The 24,283-nt window shown below is 68.2% G+C and carries 3 protein-coding genes; 2 read left to right on the top strand and 1 reads right to left on the bottom strand.

Going from position 1 to position 24,283, the window contains the following annotated elements; all coding sequences use genetic code 11:
- Nucleotides 1-20 precede the first annotated feature (20 nt).
- Together B9N93_RS22010 and B9N93_RS22005 are read left to right on the top strand one after the other, a co-directional pair.
- Nucleotides 21-3,104, top strand: coding sequence for an efflux RND transporter permease subunit (locus B9N93_RS22010; protein WP_085216530.1), 3,084 nt, complete (start codon nt 21-23; stop codon nt 3,102-3,104).
- An 11-nt stretch (nt 3,105-3,115) separates the two neighbouring features.
- On the top strand, nt 3,116-4,456 hold the full coding sequence (locus tag B9N93_RS22005; protein ID WP_085216529.1) for a cytochrome P450: 1,341 nt from the start codon (nt 3,116-3,118) through the stop codon (nt 4,454-4,456).
- Here the strand turns inward: B9N93_RS22005 and B9N93_RS25040 are convergent.
- The gene (locus B9N93_RS25040; RefSeq protein ID WP_125469164.1) at nt 4,453-24,165 is read right to left on the bottom strand and encodes an SDR family NAD(P)-dependent oxidoreductase; all 19,713 of its coding nucleotides are present in this window, start codon (nt 24,163-24,165) and stop codon (nt 4,453-4,455) included. The genes B9N93_RS22005 and B9N93_RS25040 overlap by 4 nt on opposite strands.
- Nucleotides 24,166-24,283: the final 118 nt, after the last annotated feature.

The raw sequence follows: 24,283 nt of genomic DNA, 5'->3' as shown, positions 1-24,283 counted from the left end.
CCGCCCACCCAGCCACACCGATGCGATTCACCGACCTGTTCATCCAGCGCCCCGTCCTGGCCATCGTCGTCAACCTGCTGCTGTTCATCCTGGGCGTGCGGGCGGTGGCGACCTTGCCGATAGCGCAATACCCGGAAACCGAAAGCGCGGTTATCACGGTCGTGACCGGCTATTTCGGGGCCGATCCCAGTTTGGTGGCGGGCTTCATCAGCACCCCGATGGAAGCCGCCATCACCCAGGCCAACGGCATCGACTACATCACCTCCACCAGCGTGAGCGGGATCAGCACCATCACCGTGAACCTGCAATTCGGCTACAAGGTGGACAAGGCGCTGACCGAGATCAGCGCCAAGGTCAATTCGATCCTGGGCCAACTGCCGCCGGATTCGCAGCATCCCATCATCTCGGTGCAGCCCTCCCAATCCTTCGACGCCCTGTATATCGGATTCTCCAGCGACATCCTGCCCTCCAACAATGTCACCGACTATCTGGTGCGGGTGGTGCAACCCAAGCTACAAGCGGTGGCGGGGGTGCAGACCGCCGAATTGATCGGGGCCAAGTATTTCGCCCTGCGGGCTTGGCTGGACCCGGAAAAACTTGCCGCCTATGGCCTCACCGCCACCGATATCCAACTGGCCCTGGCCCAAAACGATTATCTGGCCGCCTTGGGTTCGACCAAGGGGCAGATGGTGCAGGTCAACCTGGCGGCCTCCACCAGCCTGCATTCGGTGGACGAGTTCCGGGAGCTGATCGTGAAGCACGAGGGCGACCACTTGGTCCGGCTCAAGGAGGTCGCCACCGTCAGCCTCGGGGCCGAGGACTACGATTCGCAAGCCGGGTTCGACGGCCAAAAGGCGGTCTATATCGGCATCAAAGTGGCTCCCAGCGCCAACCTCCTGGACGTGGTGCAGCGGGTCAAGGCCGAATTTCCGGCCATCAAGGCGCAATTGCCCAACGGCATCGACGGCGATATCGTCTACGACTCCACGGTGTTCGTGACCAGTTCCATCCGCGAGGTGGTGGAAACCCTGGTCGAAGCCTTGTTCATCGTCACCCTGGTGGTGTTCCTGTTCCTGGGATCGCCGCGTTCGGTGCTGATCACCATCATCGCCATCCCCCTGTCCCTGGTCGCCACCTTCGGCGTGATGCTGATGCTGGGCTATTCCATCAACCTGCTGACCCTTTTGGCCTTGGTGTTGGCGATTGGCCTGGTGGTGGACGACGCCATCATCGTGGTCGAGAACGTCAACCGCCATCTGGCCGAAGGCTTGTCGCCAGTGGCCGCCGCCCGCCGCGCCGCCCGCGAATTGGCCTCGCCCATCGTCGCCATGACCGCGGTATTGGCGGCGGTGTATATGCCCATCGGTTTCCAAACCGGCCTGACCGGCACCTTGTTCACCGAATTCGCCTTCACCCTGGTCGGGGCGGTGACCTTCTCCGCCTTGGTGGCCCTGACCCTGTCGCCGATGCTGTGTTCGCGCCTGCTGCGTTCCGCGGAAGGCGACGGCGGTTGGGAAGCGCGGCTGGTCGGCAGGATCGACCGGGTGCTGGATGGGTGCCAAGCGGGCTATGCGCGGAAATTGCGCGGCAGCTTGGATTACCGGCCCGTCACCTTCGTCTTCGCGGGCATCATCCTGGTGGCGATTTATTTCCTCTACACCAACGCCAACAGCGAATTGGCCCCGCAAGAGGATCAGGGCATCCTGTTCGCCCTGGGAATGGCTTCGCCCACCGCCACCCAGCAGCAACGCCAGCTCTACGCCAACCAAGTGCTGGACGTCTTCAAGCGCTACCCGGAAACCGAGCATGTGCTGCAAATGGACATGGCGGGCCAGACCATCGAAGGCATGGTGTTGAAACCCTGGGACCAGCGCAAGCGCAACTCCACCCAATTGATGATGGAGATTCAGCAGGAGGTCGGCGAGATCGCCGGCATGTTCGTCGCGGCGTTCCAGCCCCCGTCCTTGCCGAGCAGCGGTAGCCTGCCGGTCCAGTTCGTCATCGGCACCACCGAACCCGCCGAGCAGCTCGACGCGGTGGCGAAGGAATTCATGGAAGCGGCCCAGCAAAGCGGGATGTTCCTCTACCTGGACAACGACCTGAAGTTCAACCATCCCCAGGTGTGGGTGGACATCGACCGCGACAAGGCGGCCTTGTTGGGGCTGAGCATGCAAGATATCGGCGGGTCGCTGACTTCGATGCTGGGGGGCGGCTATGTCAATTACTTCAGCATGGCGGGCCGCTCCTACAAGGTGATTCCACAGGTGGACCGGTCTTTCCGCCTGAACGCCGACCAATTGGAAGGCTATTACATCCGCAATGCCCAAGGCGCCGCGGTGCCGGTGTCCACCGTGGTCCGGCTCCGCACCGAGACCATCCCCCAGTCGGTCAACCATTTCCAACAGTTGAACGCCGCCACCATTTCCGGCATCGCCTTCCCCAGCCTCAGCCAGGGCGAAGTGCTGGACTATATGCGCGACCTCGCGGGGCGCTTGTTGCCGCCGGGCTATTCGGTGGATTACGCCGGGCAATCGCGGCAGTTCGTCCAGGAAGCCGGCAATTTCATCACCACCTTCGGCTTCGCCCTGCTGGTGATTTTCCTGGTGCTGGCCGCCCAATTCGAGAGTTTCCGCGACCCGCTCATCATCCTGATCTCGGTGCCGATGTCCATCGTCGGTGCCTTGGTGTTCGTCAGCCTGGGGCTCGGGGGCGGTTCGCTCAACATCTACACCGAGGTCGGTTTGGTGACCTTGATGGGCCTGATTAGCAAGCACGGCATCCTGATCGTGGAATTCGCCAACGGCCTGCAAGAACAGGGCTTGTCCAAGCGCGAGGCCATCGAGACCGCCGCCGGTATCCGGCTCCGGCCCATCCTGATGACCACCGCCGCCATGGTGTTTGGGGTGTTGCCGCTGCTGTTCGCCAGCGGGGCGGGGGCCGCGTCCCGGTTCAGCATCGGCATGGTGATCGTGCTGGGCTTGACGGTCGGCACCTTGTTCACCCTGTTCGTGGTCCCGGCGGTCTATATGTTGCTCGCCAAGCAGCACACGGGACCGGCCCCGGAAGAGGAAGTGTCCGATCTGGCGGCATCCCACACACACTGAGCGAGCCCACCATGTCCACCCCCACCGCCCCGCCCGGTCCCAAGCACCTACTGCCCTCGCTGTATGGCTATTTCCGCCAACCGCTGGCCTATTACCAAAAGCTCCTCGCCCGCCACGGCCAGCCGTTTTCGGTGCCGTTCCCCCTGGGCGGGCGGATGGCGGTGACCGGCTGCCCGCTGCATATCGGGCGGATATTCAAGGGTGGGCCGGGGCTTTACCGCTCGGTGGACGCCTCGGCGGGGATGTTCTATGGCGAGCAATCGCTGTTGTCGCTGGACGGGGAAGCCCATGCCCGATTGCGGCGGGCCTTGATGGCGCCGGTCTTGCGGCAGCCGGCCCAAGCCGCCGGTTTGATGCGTGACGCGGCCTTGCGGCTGGGCGGGGAACGGGCACCGGGCACCGTGTTCGACATGCTGGACCTGGGGCGGAGCATCACCTTGGATGTGATCTTGCGGACAGTGTTCGGCATGATCGATGCCCTGGAGCAGCGCGAATTCAGCGCCGCTATCCATGGCCTACAAGGCACCATCGGCTTCATGGCGGTATTCGTGAAGGGCTTGCGCCGCGATTGGGGCGAGTGGAGTCCTTGGGGCCGTTTCGTCCGGGCGCGGGCCAGATGCTACGCCTTGATCGAGGCGCGGATGGCCGCATCCCGCGCCGCTGGGGAAAGCGCCGAGGCCAATGTCCTGGCGTATTGGGTGGGCCTGCGCGACGAGGCGGGTCAGCCGGTCTTGAGCGATGCCCAAATCCGCGACAACCTCCTGACCCTATTGTTCGCGGGCCACGATAGCACCGCCGTGGCCTTGGCTTGGTGTGTTTATTGGACCCACCGCGAACCGGGCGTGCTGTTGGCCCTGCGCGATGAATTGCGGGATTATGCCGAGACCCTGGATATCGGCCTGTTGGAGCGGACGCCCTACCTGGACGCCGTGTGCTGGGAAGCGCTGCGGATGCACCCGGTCGCGCCGGGCGTGGCCCGCCGCTTGAACCGGACGCTGGATTTGGGGGAACGCCGCGTGCCGGAAGGCGATGTGGTGATGGCCTGCATCGACCTGGTATCGCACGACCCGGCGCTCTACGCCGATCCTGGATGTTTCCGGCCCGAACGGTTCTTGGCACGGGATTACTCACCCACCGAACTGATTCCCTTCGGCGGCGGCGAGCGCCGTTGCCCTGGCGCGGCCCTGGCCTTTATGGAATTGCGGGTAGTATTGGCGACCCTGGTGGCGGCTTTCCGCTGGACGCTGGCCGAACCGGGTCCGGTCAAACCGGCTTGGTCCCACGGCATCCGCCGCCCGGCTACGGGGGTGCGGATGGCCGTGGATGGCCATCGCTCCCAAAAATCTCCCTAACCGGCCTCCACGCCCCGCGCCAAAACCTCGATCAAGCCATCGATATCCCCCACCCCGGCCAGCGCCGACAAGGGTACCGCCACGTTCAGCCGTTCCATGGCGGCGGCGGCGACCTCGGCCCTATCCACCGAATGCGCCCCCAATTCGGCCAGCCGGGTATGGGGCGGGATGCCTTCCGGCAACTCGATCATCAAGACCCGGCCCACTTCGGCTTCCACCACCGCCCGCACCCGCTCGCGCAGCGGGCACATCCGCGCCGGATCGCCGCTCCCGGCCAGGAAGCCTTGGATCGCGGCCACCGCCTGCCCCAACCAAGGATCGTCCAACAGGCCGAAATGGTCGCAGCCGACGGTTTCCGGGCGCGGTTCCTTGCCCAACAACCCGGCCCAACCTTCGGTGTAGTCGGCTGCGACCAGGAACGGCGGCAGCTTGTAGGGATTGTCGGCCCCGCCCATCCGCGCCGCGCAACGGATCAACAAGGCGTCGATGGCGGTGTCCAGCGGCGCGGGAACATAGGCTTCCAATGCCCGCCCGATGGCCTGTCCCACCCGCTCCATGCTTTGCAGATAGGCGGCCAAGCGGGGACGCTCGACTTCGGGGCGGGCATGGCGGTAGAGATGGTCGAGCGCGATTTCCAGGCACCGGGCCGGGTCGGCATCGGCCAGGGCTTCCGCCGTTAAAGGCCGGTCCATGCCCCAGCGCCGCCCGAACCAATTCACCGCCAATTGATAGATGAAGCCCGCGCCATAAGCCGCTTCCATGCCGCGCAAGGCCGGATTGCCCGGCGCATAGGCATCGAGCAACACCAGCTTTTCGACCCGTTGTCCTTCGGCCTGTAATTGCCGGGCCATTTCATAGGCGATCACGCCGCCGCCGGAATAGCCGCCCAGCCGGTACGGCCCCTCGGGCTGGACCCGCCGCACCGCCGCCACGTAGTCGCGGGCCATGTCCTCGACCCGGCCCGGCGGCGCTTCCCCGCCGCCCACGCCCCGCGCTTCGATGCCATACACCGGCGCGTCGCCGCCCAAGGCTTCCGCCAAACGGGCGACCCAACTGGCATCGCCGGGCGCGCCATGCACCCAGAACGAGGCCGGGCCGCTCCCGGCCCGCACCGGCACGAGGGGATCGTAGGGCCGGTCCCCAGGCCGTCCCAGGATTTGGCCAATGCCACTGAGGGGCGCGGAGGCAGCGCCGGATGCCAAACGCCCGGCCAATTCCGCCAGGGACCGGGCCTCGTAGACCAGGGCCACCGGCACCGCGAGGCCGAAGCGCCGATAGACTTCGCGCATCAAAGCCGTGGCACTGACCGAGTTCAGCCCATAGTCTTCGAGGGACCGGTCGTCCTCGATCTCCGCGCCGTCCAGGCCCAGGATCGGCGCGGCGATGGCGCGGAGTTCGCCCAGCCAATCCACCCCGGCGGCCACCGCCACCGGCCCGGAGGCGGTCGCGGTGAGGGCGGCATCCGGCTTCAGGATCACCTTGCCGATGTTTTCCCGGCGGTCCATCAGGCGCAGCGCCCCGGCCACTTGGTCCATGCCGAGCACCTGCGCGATCAAGGGCCGGACCCGGCCCGCCACCAAATCCGCCGCCATTTCCGCCAGGGCGTGGCGGGAAGCTTCCGGTTCGGCCAGCACCCGGCCCAGGTTGATCGTGATGAGGCTCTGGTTTTCGGTCAGCCGCGAAAGGTCCAGCGGACCCGCCCCGCGCAGCCCGGCCAGGGCGATTTCGCAATAGCGCCCACCCGCCGCCAGTAGATCGATGCCCTTCTGAATGGCCTCGCCGCCCAGGGTGTTCAACACCACATCGACGCCCCGGCCCCCGGTGAATTGGCGAACCGCAGCGGCGAAATCCTCCTCCAGATAATTGATGGCGTGGTGTACCCCGAGTTGACGCAGGGCTTCCAGCTTGGCGGCGCTGCCCGCTGTGGCGATGACGGTGGCCCCCCGCGCCAAAGCCAGTTGCACCGCGAACGGCCCGGTGCCCCCAGCGGCGGATTGGATCAGGATAGTTTCGCCAGGACGCAGCCCGGCCCGTTCCAGGGCATGGGCCATGGTCAGATAGCCCACCGGAGTGGCGGCGGCAAGGTTCGGGTCCAGCGCCGCCGGGATGCGCACCGCCCAGTGTTCGGGTACGGCAACATGGCTGGCCAATCCACCCCGGCCACCGGCCAGGGCCATCACCCGCTGGCCCGGCTGCAAACCCCGCACCCCGGCCCCGACAGCCGCCACCACCCCCGCCACCTCGAAACCGGGCAGATAGGGATAGCTTTTCAGGTTGGGATGCAAACCCCGCGTACAGAGCAAATCGGCGAAATTGAGCCCAGCGGCGTGGACTTCGATCAACACCTCGTCCGCTGCCGGTGGGGCCAGCGGCTCGGCATGGATGCGTAAATCCTCGGGTTCGCCCGGACCCTCGATCACCACCAGTTTCCGTTGTGGCGGCAGGACCGGGACCGGATCGGCGGTTTCCAGGAACTGTAGCGCGGGCCGCGTTTCCGCCACGGCCCACCGGGGAGCCTGTGTCCGCAGCTCGACCCAGCAATGCCGGTGGGCGAAGGGATAACTAGGCAGGATGGCTGGTACCGGGATGGAACGTCCCCGCCACAGCACGTCCCAATCCACGGCGTGGCCCTGGCTCCAATAGCCGGCCAGCGCCTCGGGGTCGGACGAATCCGGCCCCTTGCCATTGCCGCCGCCCGCGCCCCGCTTTTCACCGGCCTGCCAAGCCCCGGCGCGTCCGGCCAGGAAGTCGGTCAGTGCCGCCGTCAGCCCATGGACATCCGCCGCCCACAGCGCCAAGCGGTGGGAAAACGCCGCCCGGCCCGTTTGCAAGGTCCGGGCGATAGCGGAGAGGTCGGCGGCGGGGTCGCGCCGGAGGTGATCCAGCAGGTTACGGGCCATTTGGCGCAGGACGGCAGGGGTGCGGGCCGACAGCGGCACGGCCTCCAAGCCGGTGGCCGCGACCGGCGCGGGCGCGGGCGGCGGCGCTTCCAGCAGGGCGAAGGCGCTGCCGCCCCCAGCCCCGAAGGATTGCACCATGGCCCGGCGCGGCGCGGTTCCCTGGGCGCGGACGATCTCGAAACGATCCTGGACCGCCGCCGCCACTTCGGGGTGCAAGCCCCCCACGCCCAAGGTCGGCAGGCTGTGTCCGCGTTGGAACATGCCCAACACCTTGGCGATCTGGGCCGCGCCGGAGGCCGCTTCCAGATGGCCGATGGCACCTTCGACGCTACCCAGACGCACGGGACGCGCCGTGGCGGGCAAAGCCAGCGCCAAACCCGCCACCTCGATGGCATCGCCGGTCGGCGAACCCATGGCTTGGCATTCGACATAGTCCGGCGCGGCCCACCCCGGATGCGCGACGAAGCGGCGCAGACCTTCGGCCTGGCTTTCGGCGCTGGGGGCCATGTAGTTGCGGGTCCGGCCATTAGCGGCCAGCCCCGTGGCCCGGATCGTCCCCAAGATGCGGTCGCCGCTGGCAAGGGCGTCCTCCAGACGCCGCAGCACCATACAGCACACGCCTTCGCCACCCACCAAACCATCGGCGTCTTCCGAGAAGGGCCGGGGCTGGCCGCTGTCCGACAACATGCCCAGGGCACGTAAACCTTCCCGCGACGCCGGATGCAAAATCAAATGCACCGCGCCCGCCAAGGCGGCTTCGCATTCGCCCCGGCGCAGGCTTTCGCAGGCCAGATGCAAGGCGGTCAAGGCGCTGGAACAGGCGGTGTCGGTGGCGAGGCTAGGGCCGGTGAGGTTCAAGGCATGGGATACCCGGTTCGCCACCGACCACGCCGGGGCATCGCCCAAGCCCTGGTTTTCGGCACAAAGCCGCAGGTAATCCCGACCCATCACCCCGACGAACACGCCGACCCGGCCTTCCCAGGCGCTGGGTAAACGCCCGGCGTGTTCCAAGCTGGCCCAAGCGGTTTCCAGGAACAAGCGTTCCTGCGGGTCCATGGCGGCGGCTTCGTGGGGCGAGATGTTGAAGAACAGGGCGTCGAAACCCGCCACATCGTCCAGATAGCCACCCGGATAAACCTGTTCCGACGGCCACAGGGCGCGGCGCGAATCGGGCAAGGGACCGATGGCGCTGTGGCCCCATTCCAGGTTGTCCCAGAAGGTCTCGATAGTTCCGGCACCGGGGAAGCGTCCGGCGATGCCGACGATGGCGATGGCCCCCGCCGGGCCGCCGCCGGTATCGGGCCGGGGCGGCACTGCGGATTCTGCGGGTGGCGGCGCGGCTTCCTCGGGGGCCGGACGGCGGGCGATCACGCCGGCATCCAAGCGTTCCGCCAAGGCCCGCAGGGTCACGGCCTCGAATACCAGATTGCGGGAAAATTTCCCCAATTCGGTTTCCAAGCGGGCATGGATATCGTTGACCACCAAGGAATCCACGCCATAGCGTTCCAAAGGCTCGTCCGGGTCCATGTCCTGTGGGTCCATCCGCAGGATTTGGCAGACCAAGCGCCGGACGGTGTCCAGGGTCGAGGCGGCGGAATCGGTCGCCGGGGTCCGAACTGATGGTGCGGCGGACAACGCGGGACGGCTGGCGGCGGAAGGCTCCGGGATCCAGCCGTCGGAAGTCATCAGCAGGACGCTTTGTCCATCGCTGCCCGCCAATTGGCCCACGCCTTCCAAACGGAAACCCCGGCCCGCCGCCGCCCAACGCCAACCGTCCACCGACAACAACGGACTATGCGGGATGCGGCATTCGGGATCGGCGCAAGCCCACCAGCCATCGGTCAGGCCGAAGACGAAGGTGGCGAAATCGCTACGCGCCGTCGCTTCCAACAACAAGCCCGCGCCCCCCGGTTTGAGCAAAGCCTTGGCATGGCCCAGGGTGTCCGCAAGCTCCGGCAGGGCGTGCAGCACATTGGCGGCGATGAACACATCGAAACTCCCCGGCACGAAGCCTTGCGCGGCGGGATGGCGTCCGATGTCCAGCACCCGGAATTCGGTCTGGGGGCGCTGGCCGTGCCGTGCCGCGCCCGCCGCCACGAAATGCGGGGACACATCGGTATAGACATAGCTGGAACCGGGCGCGTAACGGTCCAGCGCCGCCAGCACCGCGCCGGTGGCCCCGCCCGTTCCCGCGCCGATCTCGACGACCCGCAGCGGACGGCCCCCGCTCAAGGCGGCAAGGGTCCGGCCCAAGGCCAGATTGAACACCTCGGCGGCGGGATCGTCGCGGTAGACCGCTTCGACCAAATCGTTGCGCCCGCCGGGGAATAAAACCTCGGTCGCCGGGCGGCGTCCGGTCAGCACGTCGAGGGTGCCTGCCAGCGCGGCCTCCAACAGCCGGGCCGCGGCACCTGTGGGTGGTTCGCCCTGCGGCGGGTCGCTGGGCAAGCGTCCGGTGGTTTCGACCCACTCATCCGGGCCGAGCCGTACCCAACCACAGCGGGCCAAAATATCCAGATGGGCGCGGAACAAACCCCACCGGCTAGGCACGATGCCCAAAGCCGCCGCCCACGTATCCCACCGCGCCGGGGGCTGCCGGTCCAGGCCCAGGCGGGCATAGACCCGGAACAAGCGCTCCCGGCCATGTTGGATCAGCGCCGTCATCGCCGCAGCTTGGGGGCCGAGGTCGGCGGTGGCACTGTCCTCGAAAGCCCCGCGCAAGGCCACGCGGGCGGCATCCACATCCAATGCCGCCGCCGCGCCGCCGAAGCGGACGGTTTCGGCCAAATCGGCCTCGATATCAGCCAGCGCCTGGGCCGTCATTTTCATCGGGAGGGCTTGCGGCACGGCGCTCCGCAACGACCACCCGAAAATCTCCAAGGCTTCGGCGGTCGCCAAGGGCTCGACGCCCGCTTGCCGGGCGCGTTGCAGATAGCGCTCCTCGGCAACGATGCCGGTTTCGCCCCAAATCCCCCAGTTCAGCACCTGCACCCGCCAGCCGCGCTCGCGGATTTGCGCCAGGGCCAAGGCATCGACGAAGGTGCAAGCGGCGGCGTAATTGGCTTGCCCCGGATTGACCGTGAACGCATTGGCCGAGGAACACAGGCACAGCCGTTCCGGGGGATCGTCCGCCAGGGCTTCGATCAGGTTCAACAGACCGTGGGATTTGGGGGCGAGGGCGGCGTCGAGGTCCGCCGCACCGAGTTCGCGCACCGAACGGTCGCGCAGCACGATGGCTCCATGCCAAGCCAAACCGATATGGCCCCACCGCCCACGCACCGCCGCCACCGCCCGCCGCAGTGCGTCGGGGTCGGCGCTGTCGGCTTGTAGATAGAGCGCTTCCCCACCCGCCCGCGCCACTTCGGCCAGGGCGGCCGCGAGCGCGGCATCCTGGGGGCGGCGTCCGATCCAGGCGATACGCGCCCCGCATTGTCCGGCCAGCCACAGCGAAGTGGCCCGGCCCAAGCCACCCGCCCCGCCCAACAGCACGCAGACCGTGCCCTGCGCCAAGACCGGCGCGGACGGCGGGGCCAAGTCGGGCAATAGGCGGGCCATGCGCTGGCGCAGCCGCAAGCCTTGGCGATAGGCCCACACCCCCGCGCCCGGTTCACGCAACAGCCAGGCGTGTTCCAGGCGCTCTGCGGCGGCGGCGGGCTGGCCGGGCGCGAGGTCCACGCAATCCAACACCAAGCCCGGCAACTCGCGGGCGGCGGCGCGGGCGAAGCCGGTCAAGGCCGCGAACGCTGGATCGATGCGGTCGTCCGGCCCCACGGCCTGGACGCCACGGGTCGCCAGCAGTAAACGGCCCGGTTCGGCGCGGTGGGCCAAGCCTTGGAACACCCCGCGCAGCTTATGTACCCCGCGCCGTTCCGCCTCGGCCAGGGTGGCCGGGGTCAAGAATGGGGCGTCGGGCTGCCGCCAAGCGGCGAAGATCAAGGGGCGGCTGGACGGCAAGGCCGCGATGCGTTCCGCCAGGGCGTCGGGGCCAAGGGCATCGATGCGCAGGGCGTCGCCGCCTTGGGTTTCGGCCAGCCGCAAGGCCCATTCCGCTTCCGGGCCGCTATGCAGAATTAACGGATCGTGCAAGGCCGCGCCTTCGGGTGGGGCCGCTGTCTGCCACTGTGGGCGCAACACCAACAAGTTGGCCCCGCTGGACTCCGGCACAACCGGGGCGGGTGGCACGGAGGGTTCATCCAGGCCAGTCCCCGGCGGCGGCAGGGGCTGGGGTGCCCTGGCTTCGAAGCCCAATAGCTCGGCCAGGACTTCGCCTTGCTCGTCCAACAGGCGCACATCGGCCACCAAGCGACCCACGCCGCTGGCGGTGGGGTCCACGGTCAGCCAGGCCAAGACCGGCCCGGCCAAGGGCGCATACACCGCACAACGGCGCAAGCCCGCAGGCAACAAGGCCGGTCCCTCGGAACCGGCTTGCTCCAAGGCCCCGAGGGCTTGCAAGGCCGAATCCAGCAGGGCGGGGGAAACTTCCGTCACGAGGGGCGCGGCGGCGGCGGGATTGGCGGGCCGGAGGCGGGCAAGTACCTGCCCGGCACCGACCTGGACACTTTCCAACAAGCGGAAACCGGGGCCATGCACCACGCCCCCGGCTTCCAAACGGCGATAGATCGCGGCGGGTTCCACCGGGGTACGGCATTCCGCCCGTAGCAAGGCCACATCGACCGGCAAGGGTTGGGGCTTGCCGACCCGCCGGGCCAAGGCGCGGACGGCGACCTGTTGCCCACCGTCCCGGAGTTCCAGATTCAAGCCTTCCGCCGTGATTTCGGCCACAAGATGTAGTTCCGCGGGTGCGGCCACCGGCGTCCGCCAAACCAGCCCGGTCAGGGGACCGTGATAACCCAAGCGGCTGGCCTCGGCGTGGAACCAAGTCAAGCTCGCCATACCGGGCAGGATGGCCCGACCCTGGACCCGGTGGTTCGCCATCACCGGCTGGGTGGCGTCCAGGCTCAACGTGGCGTCCCCCACGGCGTGCGATACGGTGGGCGACGCGGGCGGTTCGGCCCGGACTAGCGTGGGCGCGGGGCCAGGATCGGCCCCGACCCAGCAGCGCATCCCCGCGAACACCGTTCCCGGCAAATCCACCAAGCGGCCAGCACCGACCAATGTCGTCCAATCGATATCGCTGCCCTCGCACCACAGCCGGGCCAAATCGGCCAGGGCTTCCGTTGCGTGTATGGCCCGCGCCGCCAAACCGGGCGGCGGCGCAACCGGATCGCGGCGGCGTTTGCCCTCGAACACGCGGGGATCGGGACGGCCCGCCAGCCAAGCCGTTAGCGCTTCAGCCAAATCCAGGACGTCCTGGGCGTTGATCGCCAAGCGCTGTTCCAGATGGCTACGGCGCAACGCCAGGGTATGGGCCACATCCAAGGGAGCCCAGCCCCGGCCTTCGGTATGGAGGAATTCCGCCAAGCGTCCGGCCTGCCGGACCAACCCCGCATGGTCCCGTGCGGTCAGCGCGAACAACAAGGGCCGGAGGGCGGCGCGGGTGGGGGGCGCGGCGGGCGGGGCGGCGGCCAGCACGATATGGGCATTGGTACCGCTGAATCCGAACGAACTGACCGCGGCCAAGCGCCGTTCCCGCCAAGGCAAGGCTTGGGTGGGCACGAAGAACGGCGTTTGCGCGAAATCGATATGGCGGTTGGGCGTGGCGAAATTCAGCGAAGGCGGAATCAGCCCATGATGGAGCGCCAACGCGGTTTTGATGAGGCCCGCCGCGCCCGCCGAGGCCAGGGTATGGCCGATATTGGTCTTGACCGAACCAATCGGACAGTCCTGCCGCCGCCGGGTATGGGCGGCGAAAGCGCGGGTCAGGGCGTCGATTTCGATGGGATCGCCCAAGCGGGTGCCGGTGCCATGGGCCTCGATATAGCCCAGATCGGCAGGATCGATACCGAACCGCCGCCAAACCTCCGATTCCAGGGCTTCCTGGGAGGTGGAACTAGGGGCGGTGATACCGCTGGTCTTGCCATCTTGGTTGGTGCCGGCGGCGCGGATCACCGCATAAACACGGTCGCCTGCCGCCAAGGCTTGATCGAGCCGCCGCAGGACCAACAAGCCGACGCCCTCGCCCGGCACGAAGCCCGTCGCGGCGTCGTCGAAGGTCCGGCATTGGCCGTCGGGGGCCAACATCCCGGAAGCAGCGGTCATCACATGCATTTGCGGAGTGGTCATCAGGTTCACGCCGCCGACCAAGGCCAAATCGCACTGGCCCTCGCGGATGGCGCGGAACCCCAGTTCGGTGGCGACCAAGGCCGAGGAGCAGGCGGTATCCAGGGCGATGGCCGGTCCCCGCAAATCCAACAGGTAAGCGATGCGCGCCGTTAGGATGCTGGCGGTATTCCCCAGCAGTAATTGCCCCGTGACCTGGGCCGGGTCGTCCATGGGCAGGTGGCGGCTGTAATCGCCCTGGCCCGCGCCGATGAAGATGCCGCAACGCGCCCCTTTCAAATCCCGGTCGGACAGCCCGGCATCCTCGAAGGCGTGCCAAGCCTCCTCCAGGAACAGGCGTTGCTGCGGGTCCATCAATTCGGCTTCGCGGGGCGACAGGTTGAAGAACAAAGGATCGAAGCGGTCCACCTCGGCAACGAACCCACCCCAGCGCACCGCCTCGCGCTGTTCGGGACGGGACAGGCCGGAGCAGTGGTCTTCCGGGTTCCAGCGTTCCGGCGGCACCCTGGTGATACCGCTCCGGCCTTCGCGCAGCAAGCGCCAGAAGGCGTCCTTGTCGGGGGCTTGGGGATAGCGGCAGGCGATGCCGACCACGGCGACCTCGACCGGGGCCGGTTCCACGCCGACCCTGGAAATAGGCTCGGAGCGGGGCGCGGCGGCGATGGGCGTTATCGGCGGCGGTGGTGCGACGGGTTCCGGTGCCGCATCCGCCGCCAAAGCGGCCAAACCCGGTGCCGCCAGCAAGCCACGGGCGGTCAAAGCCCGGCCCAACAGCGGACGGAAACGCTCGGCCAATTCCTCGGCGGCGATCAAATCCAAGCCCAGATCGGCCAGGGGCACGCCGGTTTCGATACTGTCCTCGGGAACCAAGAGCAAAGCGGCCAGTTCCGCCCGCAAGCTTGCCAGCAGCGGCGGTTCATGAAGGGCGGCGACCGGGGCTGGCGATAGCGGGCCGGGCGTGCTCGCCACGGGAACCGGCGTGGTGTCCGCGACCGCCACGCCACCCCGGTTCCGCACCAAGGCCGCGACCGCCGCCAAATCGCGGCAGGTGCCGACCTCGGCGACATCCAGGCGGCAGCCGAAACGCCGGGCGATGGCGTCCAGGATGCGGGCGGCGGATTCCGGCCCGATGGACAGGCGGTCCAGCGGTGTCCCGGGGTCGATTCCGCCGGGTTCGAGGCCCGCCGCCGCCGCCACTTCCCCACGCAAGAAAGCCAAAACCGCATCATCCACCGCGACGGCGGCGGACGTGTGCGGGCGACCGCGCCCGGCGAGATAAGCCGCCAAAGCCGCGACCGTGGGATGGTCGTAGAGCCGGGTTGCCTGTAAATCGGTGCCCAGTTCGGCGTTGAGCTTATCCGCCACTTCCACCGCCAAGATCGAATCCAAGCCCAGATCGGCGAAACCAGCTTGGTCGTCCAGGTCTTCCGGGGCGATGTACAAGGCGGCGGCGAGTATCCGCCGCACCGTGGCGAGGATAGGGCCGGGGTCGAGCTTCGGAGCGGGCGGTGGGAGTGGCGCGGATACCATGGGCGCGGCTTGGATCGGTGCCGCCACGCCGGGGTTGGCGACGCTTCCGCCCACCGGTCCCAGGCTGTCCGAGACATAAGCGGCTAAATCGGCCACGGTGGGATAGTCATACAGCCGGGTCGCCGCGATTTGGAGGCCGAAAGCGTCATTGAGGGCACGGGTGACTTCCACCGCCAGGATCGAATCCAGCCCCAAATCCATGAACCGGGCTTGATCGTCCAGATCATCGGCGGACACGTACAGCGCGGCGGCGATCATGGCGCGGATGCGGCCAGCGACCAGGGCCATATCCACCGCCGGGACGGGTGCGGATTGGACGGCTTGCAAGGTCGGCACCGGCGCGGACGGTTCCGGCTTGGGCGGCGCGGCCTGGGCCACGGGAATTTCGCGGTGGACCACGGGTTCCGCCGGGGGCATGGGGACGGGTTGATCCCAATGGCTGGCGGGTTCCAACGGGCGGACGCGAACGGGCGCATCCAACCAGCAGCGTTGCCGCCGCAACGGCATCCCCGGCAAATGGACCCGGCGTCCGGCGGGCAGGTGGGCGGCCAAGGCGGGCCAATCGATATCCACCCCGGCTACCCAGAACCGGGCCAGCCGTCCTAAATTGCCGGATGCGGCCAAGCGGGCGAAGAACTCCTGGTCTTCCGGCGCTTCGCCCAAGGAAACCGGAGCGCCTTGCCCGCCGGTTTCGCCCAGTTGGACGGTGGCGGGCGGGGCCGCGCCGGTCTCGATATGTTCGGCCAGGGCACGGAGCGCCTGTATCGCGTCCGCCCGGTCCGATGCCGATAGGGCGGCGCGGGCAGGCTGGGCGCTGCGGCCACACATTAAGGTATGGGCCACGTCGCACAGGGCCGGCGCATTTTCCCTTTCCAAAACTGCGGCCAGACTCCGCGCATAGAGTGCGAGCAGGGCGGTTTCCGGGGCCGAGAGCAACAGCAGGGCGGGACCGTCCACTTCGGATGCCGCAGGGCTGGCGGGCGCTTCTTCCAAAACCACATGGGCATTGGCCCCGCCGAACCCGAACGCGCTGACCCCGGCCCGCCGCAACCCGCCTTCGACCGGAACCGGCCAAGGCACGGCAGTGCGCGGCAGGTAGAGGGCGGCACCCTCCAAATCGATATAAGGATTCACCGTGTCCAGACCGGCCACCGGCGGCAAGACGCCCCGACCCAGGGCCAGCACCACCTTGAACAAACCCGCAATACCCGAGGCCGGTTCCAGATGGCCGATATTGGCCTTGACCGCGCCCAGGGCGACGCTATCCGCCGCCACCTCGGCGAACACTTCCTTCAAAGCCTCGATTTCGACCGGATCGCCTAATTCGGTGCCGGTGCCATGGGCTTCGATATAACCGACCGTGGCGGGCGCGGCGGCGGCATCGGCCAGGGCGGCGCGGATCAAATCGCGCTGGGCCTTGGGGTTGGGCGCGGTCAGGGATTGTGCCCGCCCGCCGTGGTTGACCGCCGAACCCCGGATCACGGCATGGATGGGATCGCCATCGGCCAAGGCCCGGTCCAGGGGTTTGAGGACCACCAAGCCCACGCCTTCGCCTTTCACATAGCCGTTGGCGCGGGCGTCGAAGGTATGGCAACGCCCGTCCGGCGACAGTACCCCGAGGCTCTGGGTGGAGTCCAAATCCTTGAGATCGAGCAGTAAACTGGTGCCCCCGGCCACCGCCAATTCGCATTCCCCGCCGCGCAAGGCCCGCACGGCGCGGTGTACGGCAACCAAGGCCGAGGAACAGGCGGTATCCACCGATTCGCTGGGTCCATGCCAATCCAGGTGATAGGAAATCCGGTTCGGCATCAGGGCATTGACATTGCCTAGCGCCGCTTGGGCCATGGCTTCCGGGGCGGCGTCGCGGAGCAGGGCGGCATAGCCGCTGATCTGCTGGCCCAGGAAGATACCAACCGACCGCCCCGCCAAACTCGCGGGTACGATCCCGGCGTTTTCCAAAGCTTCCCAGGTGGCGGCGAGAGCCAAGCGGTGCTGCGGGTCCATATGGACCGCTTCCCGCCGCGACATGCGGAAGAACGCGGGATCGAAATATTCGATGTCCCCGATGAAACCGCCCATGGCTTGCGCCGCATCGTCCAGGCCCAGGAGCCGCCGCCGCGCTGCGGGCATCGGCCCCACCGCAAGCGTGCCCGTCTCGATCAGCCGCCAGAAATCATCCAGTTCCGCGGCTCCAGGGAAGCGCCCGGCCATGCCGATGATGGCGATGGCCGTGGAATCGGCGGCGCGGGGCCGGGCCGGTTCGGGGATCGGGGCGGTGGATTGCATCGGCGGTGGCGGCGGGGTGGCCGGGGCCGGTTCCATGGGGGCGGATTGGGGCCGCAGGATGCCGGGATAGGTATCGCGCAAATACACCGCCAGGGTCTCGATACTGCCATGGGCGAAGAACACGGCGGGCGAAAACTCGATGCCGTAGTGTTTCGCCAGCAGGTCGGCGAATTCCTTAAGCGCGATGGAATCGAAACCGAAATCCCCGAAACCGGCGGCAGGCCGCAGTTCGGCGGGATCGAGCTTGAGCAAACGGCCTATCAGCGCCGCCAGTTCGGCCCGGAGCGGGGCCAGGTCGGCGGTTCCCGCCGCAGTGTCCGATTGGGGTTCCGGGCCGGGCCGGGGTGTCGGCGGTATGGCGGTGGAACATTCCACCGTGTCCGCACCGGGGGTGGGGGCCGCGCCGGTCAGGCGGGCGATTTCACGTTCGTTGCCGGTCATCACCACGATTTCCGAAGGCCCATCCGCCGCCAGCGCAAGGTCGAGGACCGCCATCCCGGCGGCGCGGGCCAGGGGACGGACGCCCAGTGCCTTGCTCATCAATTCACCACCCACTCCGCCCAAGGCGGTATGGCCGCCTTCCCAGAGCGGCCAAGCCAGGGCCACGGTCCGGCCTAGTCGGCGGCCCGCCGCCACTTCGGCATTGCGCCATGCCGCGAACCGGCCCAGGAAGGCATTGGCCACGGCATAATCGCACTGGCCGAAATCACCCAGTTCGGCGGCCAGTGAAGAAAACAGCACGAAGGCCCGCAAAGGCCGCTGCGCCAAGGCCCGGTCCAAGGCCAAGGCACCTTCCAGCTTGCCGGAGAAGGTCCGGGCCATATCCTCCCAGCGGCTCTCGGCGAGGCCGCGTTCGCTGGGCACGCCCGCCGCATGGATCACCGCGCTGACCGGACCCAGCACCCCATCGATCTCGGCGATGGCGCGGCCCAAGGCGGCGGCATCGGCCACGTCCGCCGCCACATAATGGACTTGGACCCCCTCCGCCCGCAGGGCCGCGAGCCGGGCCGCACGTTCGCCGTCCAGCGCCGAACGCCCCAACAAGCCGATGCGGGCACCCCGGCCCAGGCCCAGATGCCGGGCCACCGCCGGACCCAATCCGCCCAAACCGCCTGTCACCAGCCAAACCCCGCCGGATTCCGGCGCGGCCACCGGCGGGAGTTCGATCCGGCGCAGGCGGCGGACCCGGCGTTGGCCGTCGAGATCGATAGCGGCTTCCAGGTCGGTGGCGGCGAGTTCCGCCAACAGGTGGCGGGCCGCGTCCAAGGCGGGGAGGCCAGTGGGCAAAGCCAAGCCGCGCAAGTGGATATTCCCCGAAATGAAGCGCAGCGAAGGGGCCGCCGCGGTGCCCGCCGCCGCCAAGGGCGAGCCATCGTGGATATAGAGGAGGGGCAATGCTGGCGTCGGCTGGGCCAGCCGTGCCCGCAACGCCGCGAACAACGGTCCCAAGGTGGCGGCGCTATCCGCCCCCGTCGGCGCGAACAGGCATAACGCTGCGAGGCCGTCGGGCGGTGTGGCACCGGGATCGGCCAAAACCACCGCATCGACCCCCAAACCGCGCAAAGCCGCAGCGAACGGCCCGGTACGCCCCGGATCGCCCGCCAGCCCCAACCGGGACGGCAGGCTCTCCGGCAGCGGGGCCGGGCGGATATCCCAAACTGGCGCGAGCAGGCTGGGTAATTCGGGCGTCGCGGGCGCGGGCGGCGCAGAGATGACGGGGGCCGTGTCCGGCGGGTTCAACCAACAAGAGCGTTCCTCGAAGGGATAGGTCGGCAAGGGAATCCGGCGTCCCCCCGGATGCAAAGCCGCGAAATCCGGCCAGCCGCCGTCGAGATAAACCTGGGCCGCCGCTTGCCACTGGGTCGCCCAGGGTTCCGGCAGGTCCGGCGCGGGGCTGGGACTCTCCTGATCCAACGCGGCACGTAAACCGGCGTTATCGGCAACGCAAGCCGCCCAGCGATATTCCCAATGCGCCCGGCCCTGGCCCAAGGTATAGGCGATATCGACCAAGCGGGCCGGGGCGTGGCGGTCCAGCCAGTGGGCGAGCCTATGGCGGAGTTCGGCCAGCGCCCTGGGCGAACGCGCCGAGAGCGCGACCAAAGCACCGGGCGGCGCGGTGTCCCGAACCGGCGCGGATCGGGGCGGGTCGGCCAGCACGATATGGCAATTGGTCCCGGAGAACCCGAAAGAACTGATACCCGCCACCCGCCGCCCCTCCTGCGGACGCGGCCAAGGGCGGAGCCGGGTATTGACAGCGAATGGCGTGCGTTCCAGGTTCAGCGCCGGATTCGGCGTCTGGAAATGCAGGGAGGGATAAAGCTCATCATGGCGGAACGACAGCAACAGCTTGACCAACCCGGCGATGCCCGCCGCGTGGGCGGCATGGCCGACATTGCTTTTCACCGAGCCGAGCAGGCAAGCACCCGCCGCCAGCCCGCTCCCCGCGAAACCACGGGCCAGCCCCTCGATTTCGATGGGGTCGCCCAAGCGGGTGCCGGTGCCATGGGTTTCCACGTACTGGACTTCGCCGGGCTGGATACCGGCCCGGCGCTGGGCTTTTTGGATCAGCGCGGCTTGGGAGGCGGCATTGGGCGCGGTGATGCCATTGGTTTTGCCATCCTGGTTGGTGGCCGAACCGGCGATGATGGCGATGATGCTATCGCCATCGGCCAGCGCCCTGGACAGCGGTTTCAGCAACACCGCCCCGGCCCCCTCGCCCGGCACGAAGCCATCGGCCTCGGCATCGAAGGCCGCGCAACGCCCCCTGGGCGAGAGCATCCCGGCGCTGGCGGCGGCGGTGTTGAAACCCACCGTGGTATTGATGAACACCCCGCCCGCGAGGGCCAGGTCGCATTCCCCGGCCCGCAGGGCTTGGCAAGCCAGATGCACCGCCACCAGCGAGGACGAACACGCGGTATCCACCGCCACCGCCGGTCCCTTGAGGTCGAGCAGATAGGCGATGCGGGCCGCGAGGATCGAGGCCGCGTTGCCGGTGAAGGCGAAGGCGTCCGGCACCACGCCCTTTTCCGCCATCAGATGGGTGTAATCGCCGCCATGGCAACCGACGAAAATCCCGCAATCCGCGCCTTCCAGGCCCGCCCCGGCATAACCGGCGTCTTCCAAGGCCCGCCAGACCTCGGTGAGGAAAATCCGGTGCTGCGGGTCGGTCAATTCGGCTTCCCGGCCCGACATGCGGAAGAACATCGGGTCGAAACGGTCGATATGCCGCAACAAGCCACCCCAGCGCAGATAGGGCGCGGCGGTCTTGAGATGTTCGGGCGGCTGGTCGGGATCGATGCCCAGGCGCTCCCGTGCCGGGACGATGCCGCTGCGGCCTTCGGCCAGCATGGCGTGGAATTCCTCCAGATGCCCGCTATCGGCGAAACGCCCGGCCATGCCGATCACGGCGATGGGTTCGTCCTGGACGGGGCCGGTGGGCCGGTCCTGTGCCGGTCTTGGCTTCGGCGGCTCGAAAGCCGGTCGCGCCGGACTGGCGGCTGCGGCCTCCGGTTGCGGTTCCGGTGCCTGGACGGGCGCGACCACCACGCCATGATCCTGGGCCAAATGCCGCGCCAAATCGCGCACCGTGGGTTGCTCGAATACCACGGTCGGGCTGAGACTCAGGCCATAGCGGCGGTTCAAACGGTTGATGAGGTCCAGTCCCAGGATCGAATCCACCCCGTAATCCATGAACCGGCCCACGGGATCGATGGCGGCGGCATTCATGCCCAGGGTTTGGGCGGCTTCCTCGCGTACCGCCGCTTCCAAGGGCGGCGGGGACGCCACCGAGGCGGCGACAGCTTCCGGGCGCGGGACGGGCAGGGTAACGCGGGTTCCGACCGGGCAAGGCGTGGCCGTACCTTGGTCGCGGCGGGCCAACAGGATGGCTTGCAGCAAAGGTTCCTGTTCCGGCAAGCCCAAGGCCAGCATCTCCGGGAAACCCGCCCCGGCCAGCAAAGTCCGCCAGCGGGCCGGATCGGCCAAGGGCGCACCGGGCAAACGGTGCGGCCCATCACGGAATGCCCACCAGCCTTCGGTCAGGCCGAAGGTCAGGGTGGCGAAATCCTGCACGGCGGTGACTTCGTTCAAGGCCAACACCCCCGCCGGGGCCAACAAACGCCAGAGATAGCCCAGGGTTTCGCCTAGGTCGGGAACCGCGTGCAACACGTTCGCCGCCAGCAGGATATGGAATTCCCCGGTGGCGAAGCCTTGTGCTTCGCCGGATCGGGTAGCATCGAACAGCGCCGGGTCCACCGCCGCGCCGAACGCCTCCCGGCCATGTTTGAGGAAACCCAGCGACACATCGGTATAGGTGTAATGGACCTGGGCGGCGTAGGGCCGGAGCGCGTCAAGAATCGCGGTGGTGGCCCCGCCGGTGCCCGCGCCGATTTCCAGGAGACGCACGGGGCCGGGCATGTCGTCCAGGTATTGGCGGACCAGGGCCGCGACCGCGCGGGCCATCAATTCGTTGAAATAATCCGCCAGCCGGTTGCCCTGATAAATCGCCCCGACCAAGTCGAGCCGACCTTCCGGGAACAGTACCGCCGTGCCTTCCACCCGGCCCCGCAACACATCCGGCAAGGCGGCGGTGCTGCGTTGCAGCAGGTCCAGGAACGGCGCGACCGCAGGATATTGGCGGCGTAAATCGGCCTGGCCTTGGGCCAATCCGGCGGCATCGGGGAATGGCGCGGGCGTGGACAGGCGCAGCAAGTCGCCTTCGATGACCAGCCAGCCTTCGCGCTCCGCGATCCGCAACACGGCATCGAACAAGCCCCGGCGCTCGGCGATCACCCCGAAATCCCGGCCCAGAGCGGCGCGGGTCAACACCCGGCGCGAACCGGAGAACAAGCCCGCCCCGGCCAGGGCGGCGCACGCGGCTTGGCGGCCCCAGGCTTCGACCAGGGCGAAGGATTCACCCTCGTCGAGCAGGCTGGCATCGGGATGGGCGCGGAATGCTTCCGTATCCCGTTGGACCCGTGCCAGGGCGTCAGATGACGGACTCCCGGATACCGCCGGGGCCACCCCGCCGCCCGGCGGTTCGCAAGCCACCCGCTGCAAGCGGGTCGGAGGCAACGCGACCCGGCGCGGTTTGGGGTCGGCGAACTCGGCGCGGAGGTCGGGATTGCCACCCGCCAGCCAAGCCTGGACCTGCGGCGGCAATCCATCGGCGGCGGGATTTACGCCCGAGGCGATCCGGTCCAAGGCCGCCAAAGCCTGTTCCCGGTCCCCGGCCAGGAAAGCCGCCCGCTGCGCCTGATGGATTTTGCCCACCGCCAAGGTCCAGGCCAGATCGTCCAGCCGCAAGCCGGAATCGCGCCGCAAACATCCGGCCAAATCGCCCGCCCGCTGCGCCAGGGCTTCCGCATCGCGGGCCGAGAGCAACACCGGGAAAGTCCCCCGCACCGGCGGACGCCCGGCGGATTCCGGGGCCGCCGCCACCACCACATGGGCATTCGTCCCCGAAAACCCGAAAGAACTCACCGTGGCGTGGAGGCGTCCATCGGGGCCGGGGGTCCAGGGTTCGGCCTGGGTGGCGATACGGAACGGGGTCTCCGCCAAGCCCAACCGCGGATTGGGGGCCTGGAAACCGGCGCTGGGCGGAATCCGCCCGGCCCGCAACATCAGCAGCACCTTGAGCAGGCCCGCGATACCCGCCGCCGTCAGATTGTGGCCGATATTGGCCTTGACCGCGCCCAAGGGAATACGCGGCAGATGCCGGGGCCGGGCCTCGAAAGCGCGGGCCAAGGCTTCGACCTCGATGGGGTCGCCCAAGGGCGTGCCGGTACCATGGGTTTCGATATAACCGATGGCGGCGGGATCGATGCCGAAGCGCCGCTGCACCGTGCGTTCCAGGGCTTCCTGGGCCGGGGCGCTGGGCGCGGTGATGCCATTGGTGCGGCCATCCTGGTTCATGCCATCGCCGACGATGACGCCGTGGATAGAGTCGCCATCGGCCAAGGCCCGGTCCAAGCGCTTGAGGACCACCGCGCCCGCGCCCTCGCCGCAGACGAAGCCGTCGGCGCGGTGATCGAAAGCATGGCAACGCCCGCTGCGGGAAATCATCCCGGCCTGGGACATCGCCCCGATGAAGCGCCCGGAATTGATGACGCAAACCCCGCCCGCGATGGCCGTATCGCACTCGTCGCGGCGCAGCGCCTCGCAGGCCAAATGCACCGCCACCAGCGAGGAAGAACACGCCGTATCCACCGCCAGGGCCGGACCTTTCAGGTCCAGGAGATAAGCGATCCGCGCCGCCAGGATCGAAGCCACATTGCCCATCAAGGCCAGGGGCGCATCGCCCACGCCCGCCGCTTCCAAGCGCCGCCCATAATCGCCCGCGCCCGCCCCCACGAACACCCCGCAGGCACTCCCCGCCAAATCGCGCTCGCCGAGGGCGGCATCCTCCAAGGCGAACCAAGCGGTTTCCAGGAACAAGCGTTGTTGCGGGTCCATCAAGCCCGCCTCGCTGGGCGCGATCTTGAAGAACAGCGGATCGAATAATTCGGGCCGCTCCAGGAAACCCCCGACCGCCTCCCGTCCCCCGTCCGGCCAGCGCCGCGCCGGAATCGGGCGGATGCAATCCTCCCCGGCGGCGATCATCGCCCAATAAGCGTCCAGGTCGTCGCAGGCACCGAAGCGGCCCGCCATGCCGATCACCGCGATGGGCGCGGTGGCCGTGGTCGCGGGCGGTTCGGCCCGGACCAGGAGTTGCTTGGCTTCAGCGGCCCCGAGTCGGCCTTCGGACACCAGGGTGAAAACCGCCTCGCGGAGGCGGGCGGCGGTGGATTCGGTGTATGGGAGCGCTTGGGTCATCGTGGCAAAAGCCTCGTTTAGGGGAATTTTTTGGAAGGGAGGTACGGTTGCCCATGCGTAGCCCGGATGGAGCGCAGCGGAATCCGAGAACTATGGCGCTCGGTCGAACCGCCCGGCT

It is taken from the genome of Methylomagnum ishizawai (assembly GCF_900155475.1).
GTDB classification, from domain to species: Bacteria; Pseudomonadota; Gammaproteobacteria; order Methylococcales; family Methylococcaceae; genus Methylomagnum; species Methylomagnum ishizawai_A.
The sequence above is the reverse complement of the archived record's forward strand: the minus strand, read 5'-3'. Positions and strand labels throughout refer to the sequence as shown.

What these genes read in the sequence shown, in the direction of transcription:
- B9N93_RS22010 (WP_085216530.1), top strand. Translation starts at nt 21, where the DNA reads ATGCGATTCACCGACCTGTTCATCCAGCGCCCCGTCCTGGCCATCGTC.
- B9N93_RS25040 (WP_125469164.1), bottom strand. Translation starts at nt 24,165, where the DNA reads ATGACCCAAGCGCTCCCATACACCGAATCCACCGCCGCCCGCCTCCGC.
- B9N93_RS22005 (WP_085216529.1), top strand. Translation starts at nt 3,116, where the DNA reads ATGTCCACCCCCACCGCCCCGCCCGGTCCCAAGCACCTACTGCCCTCG.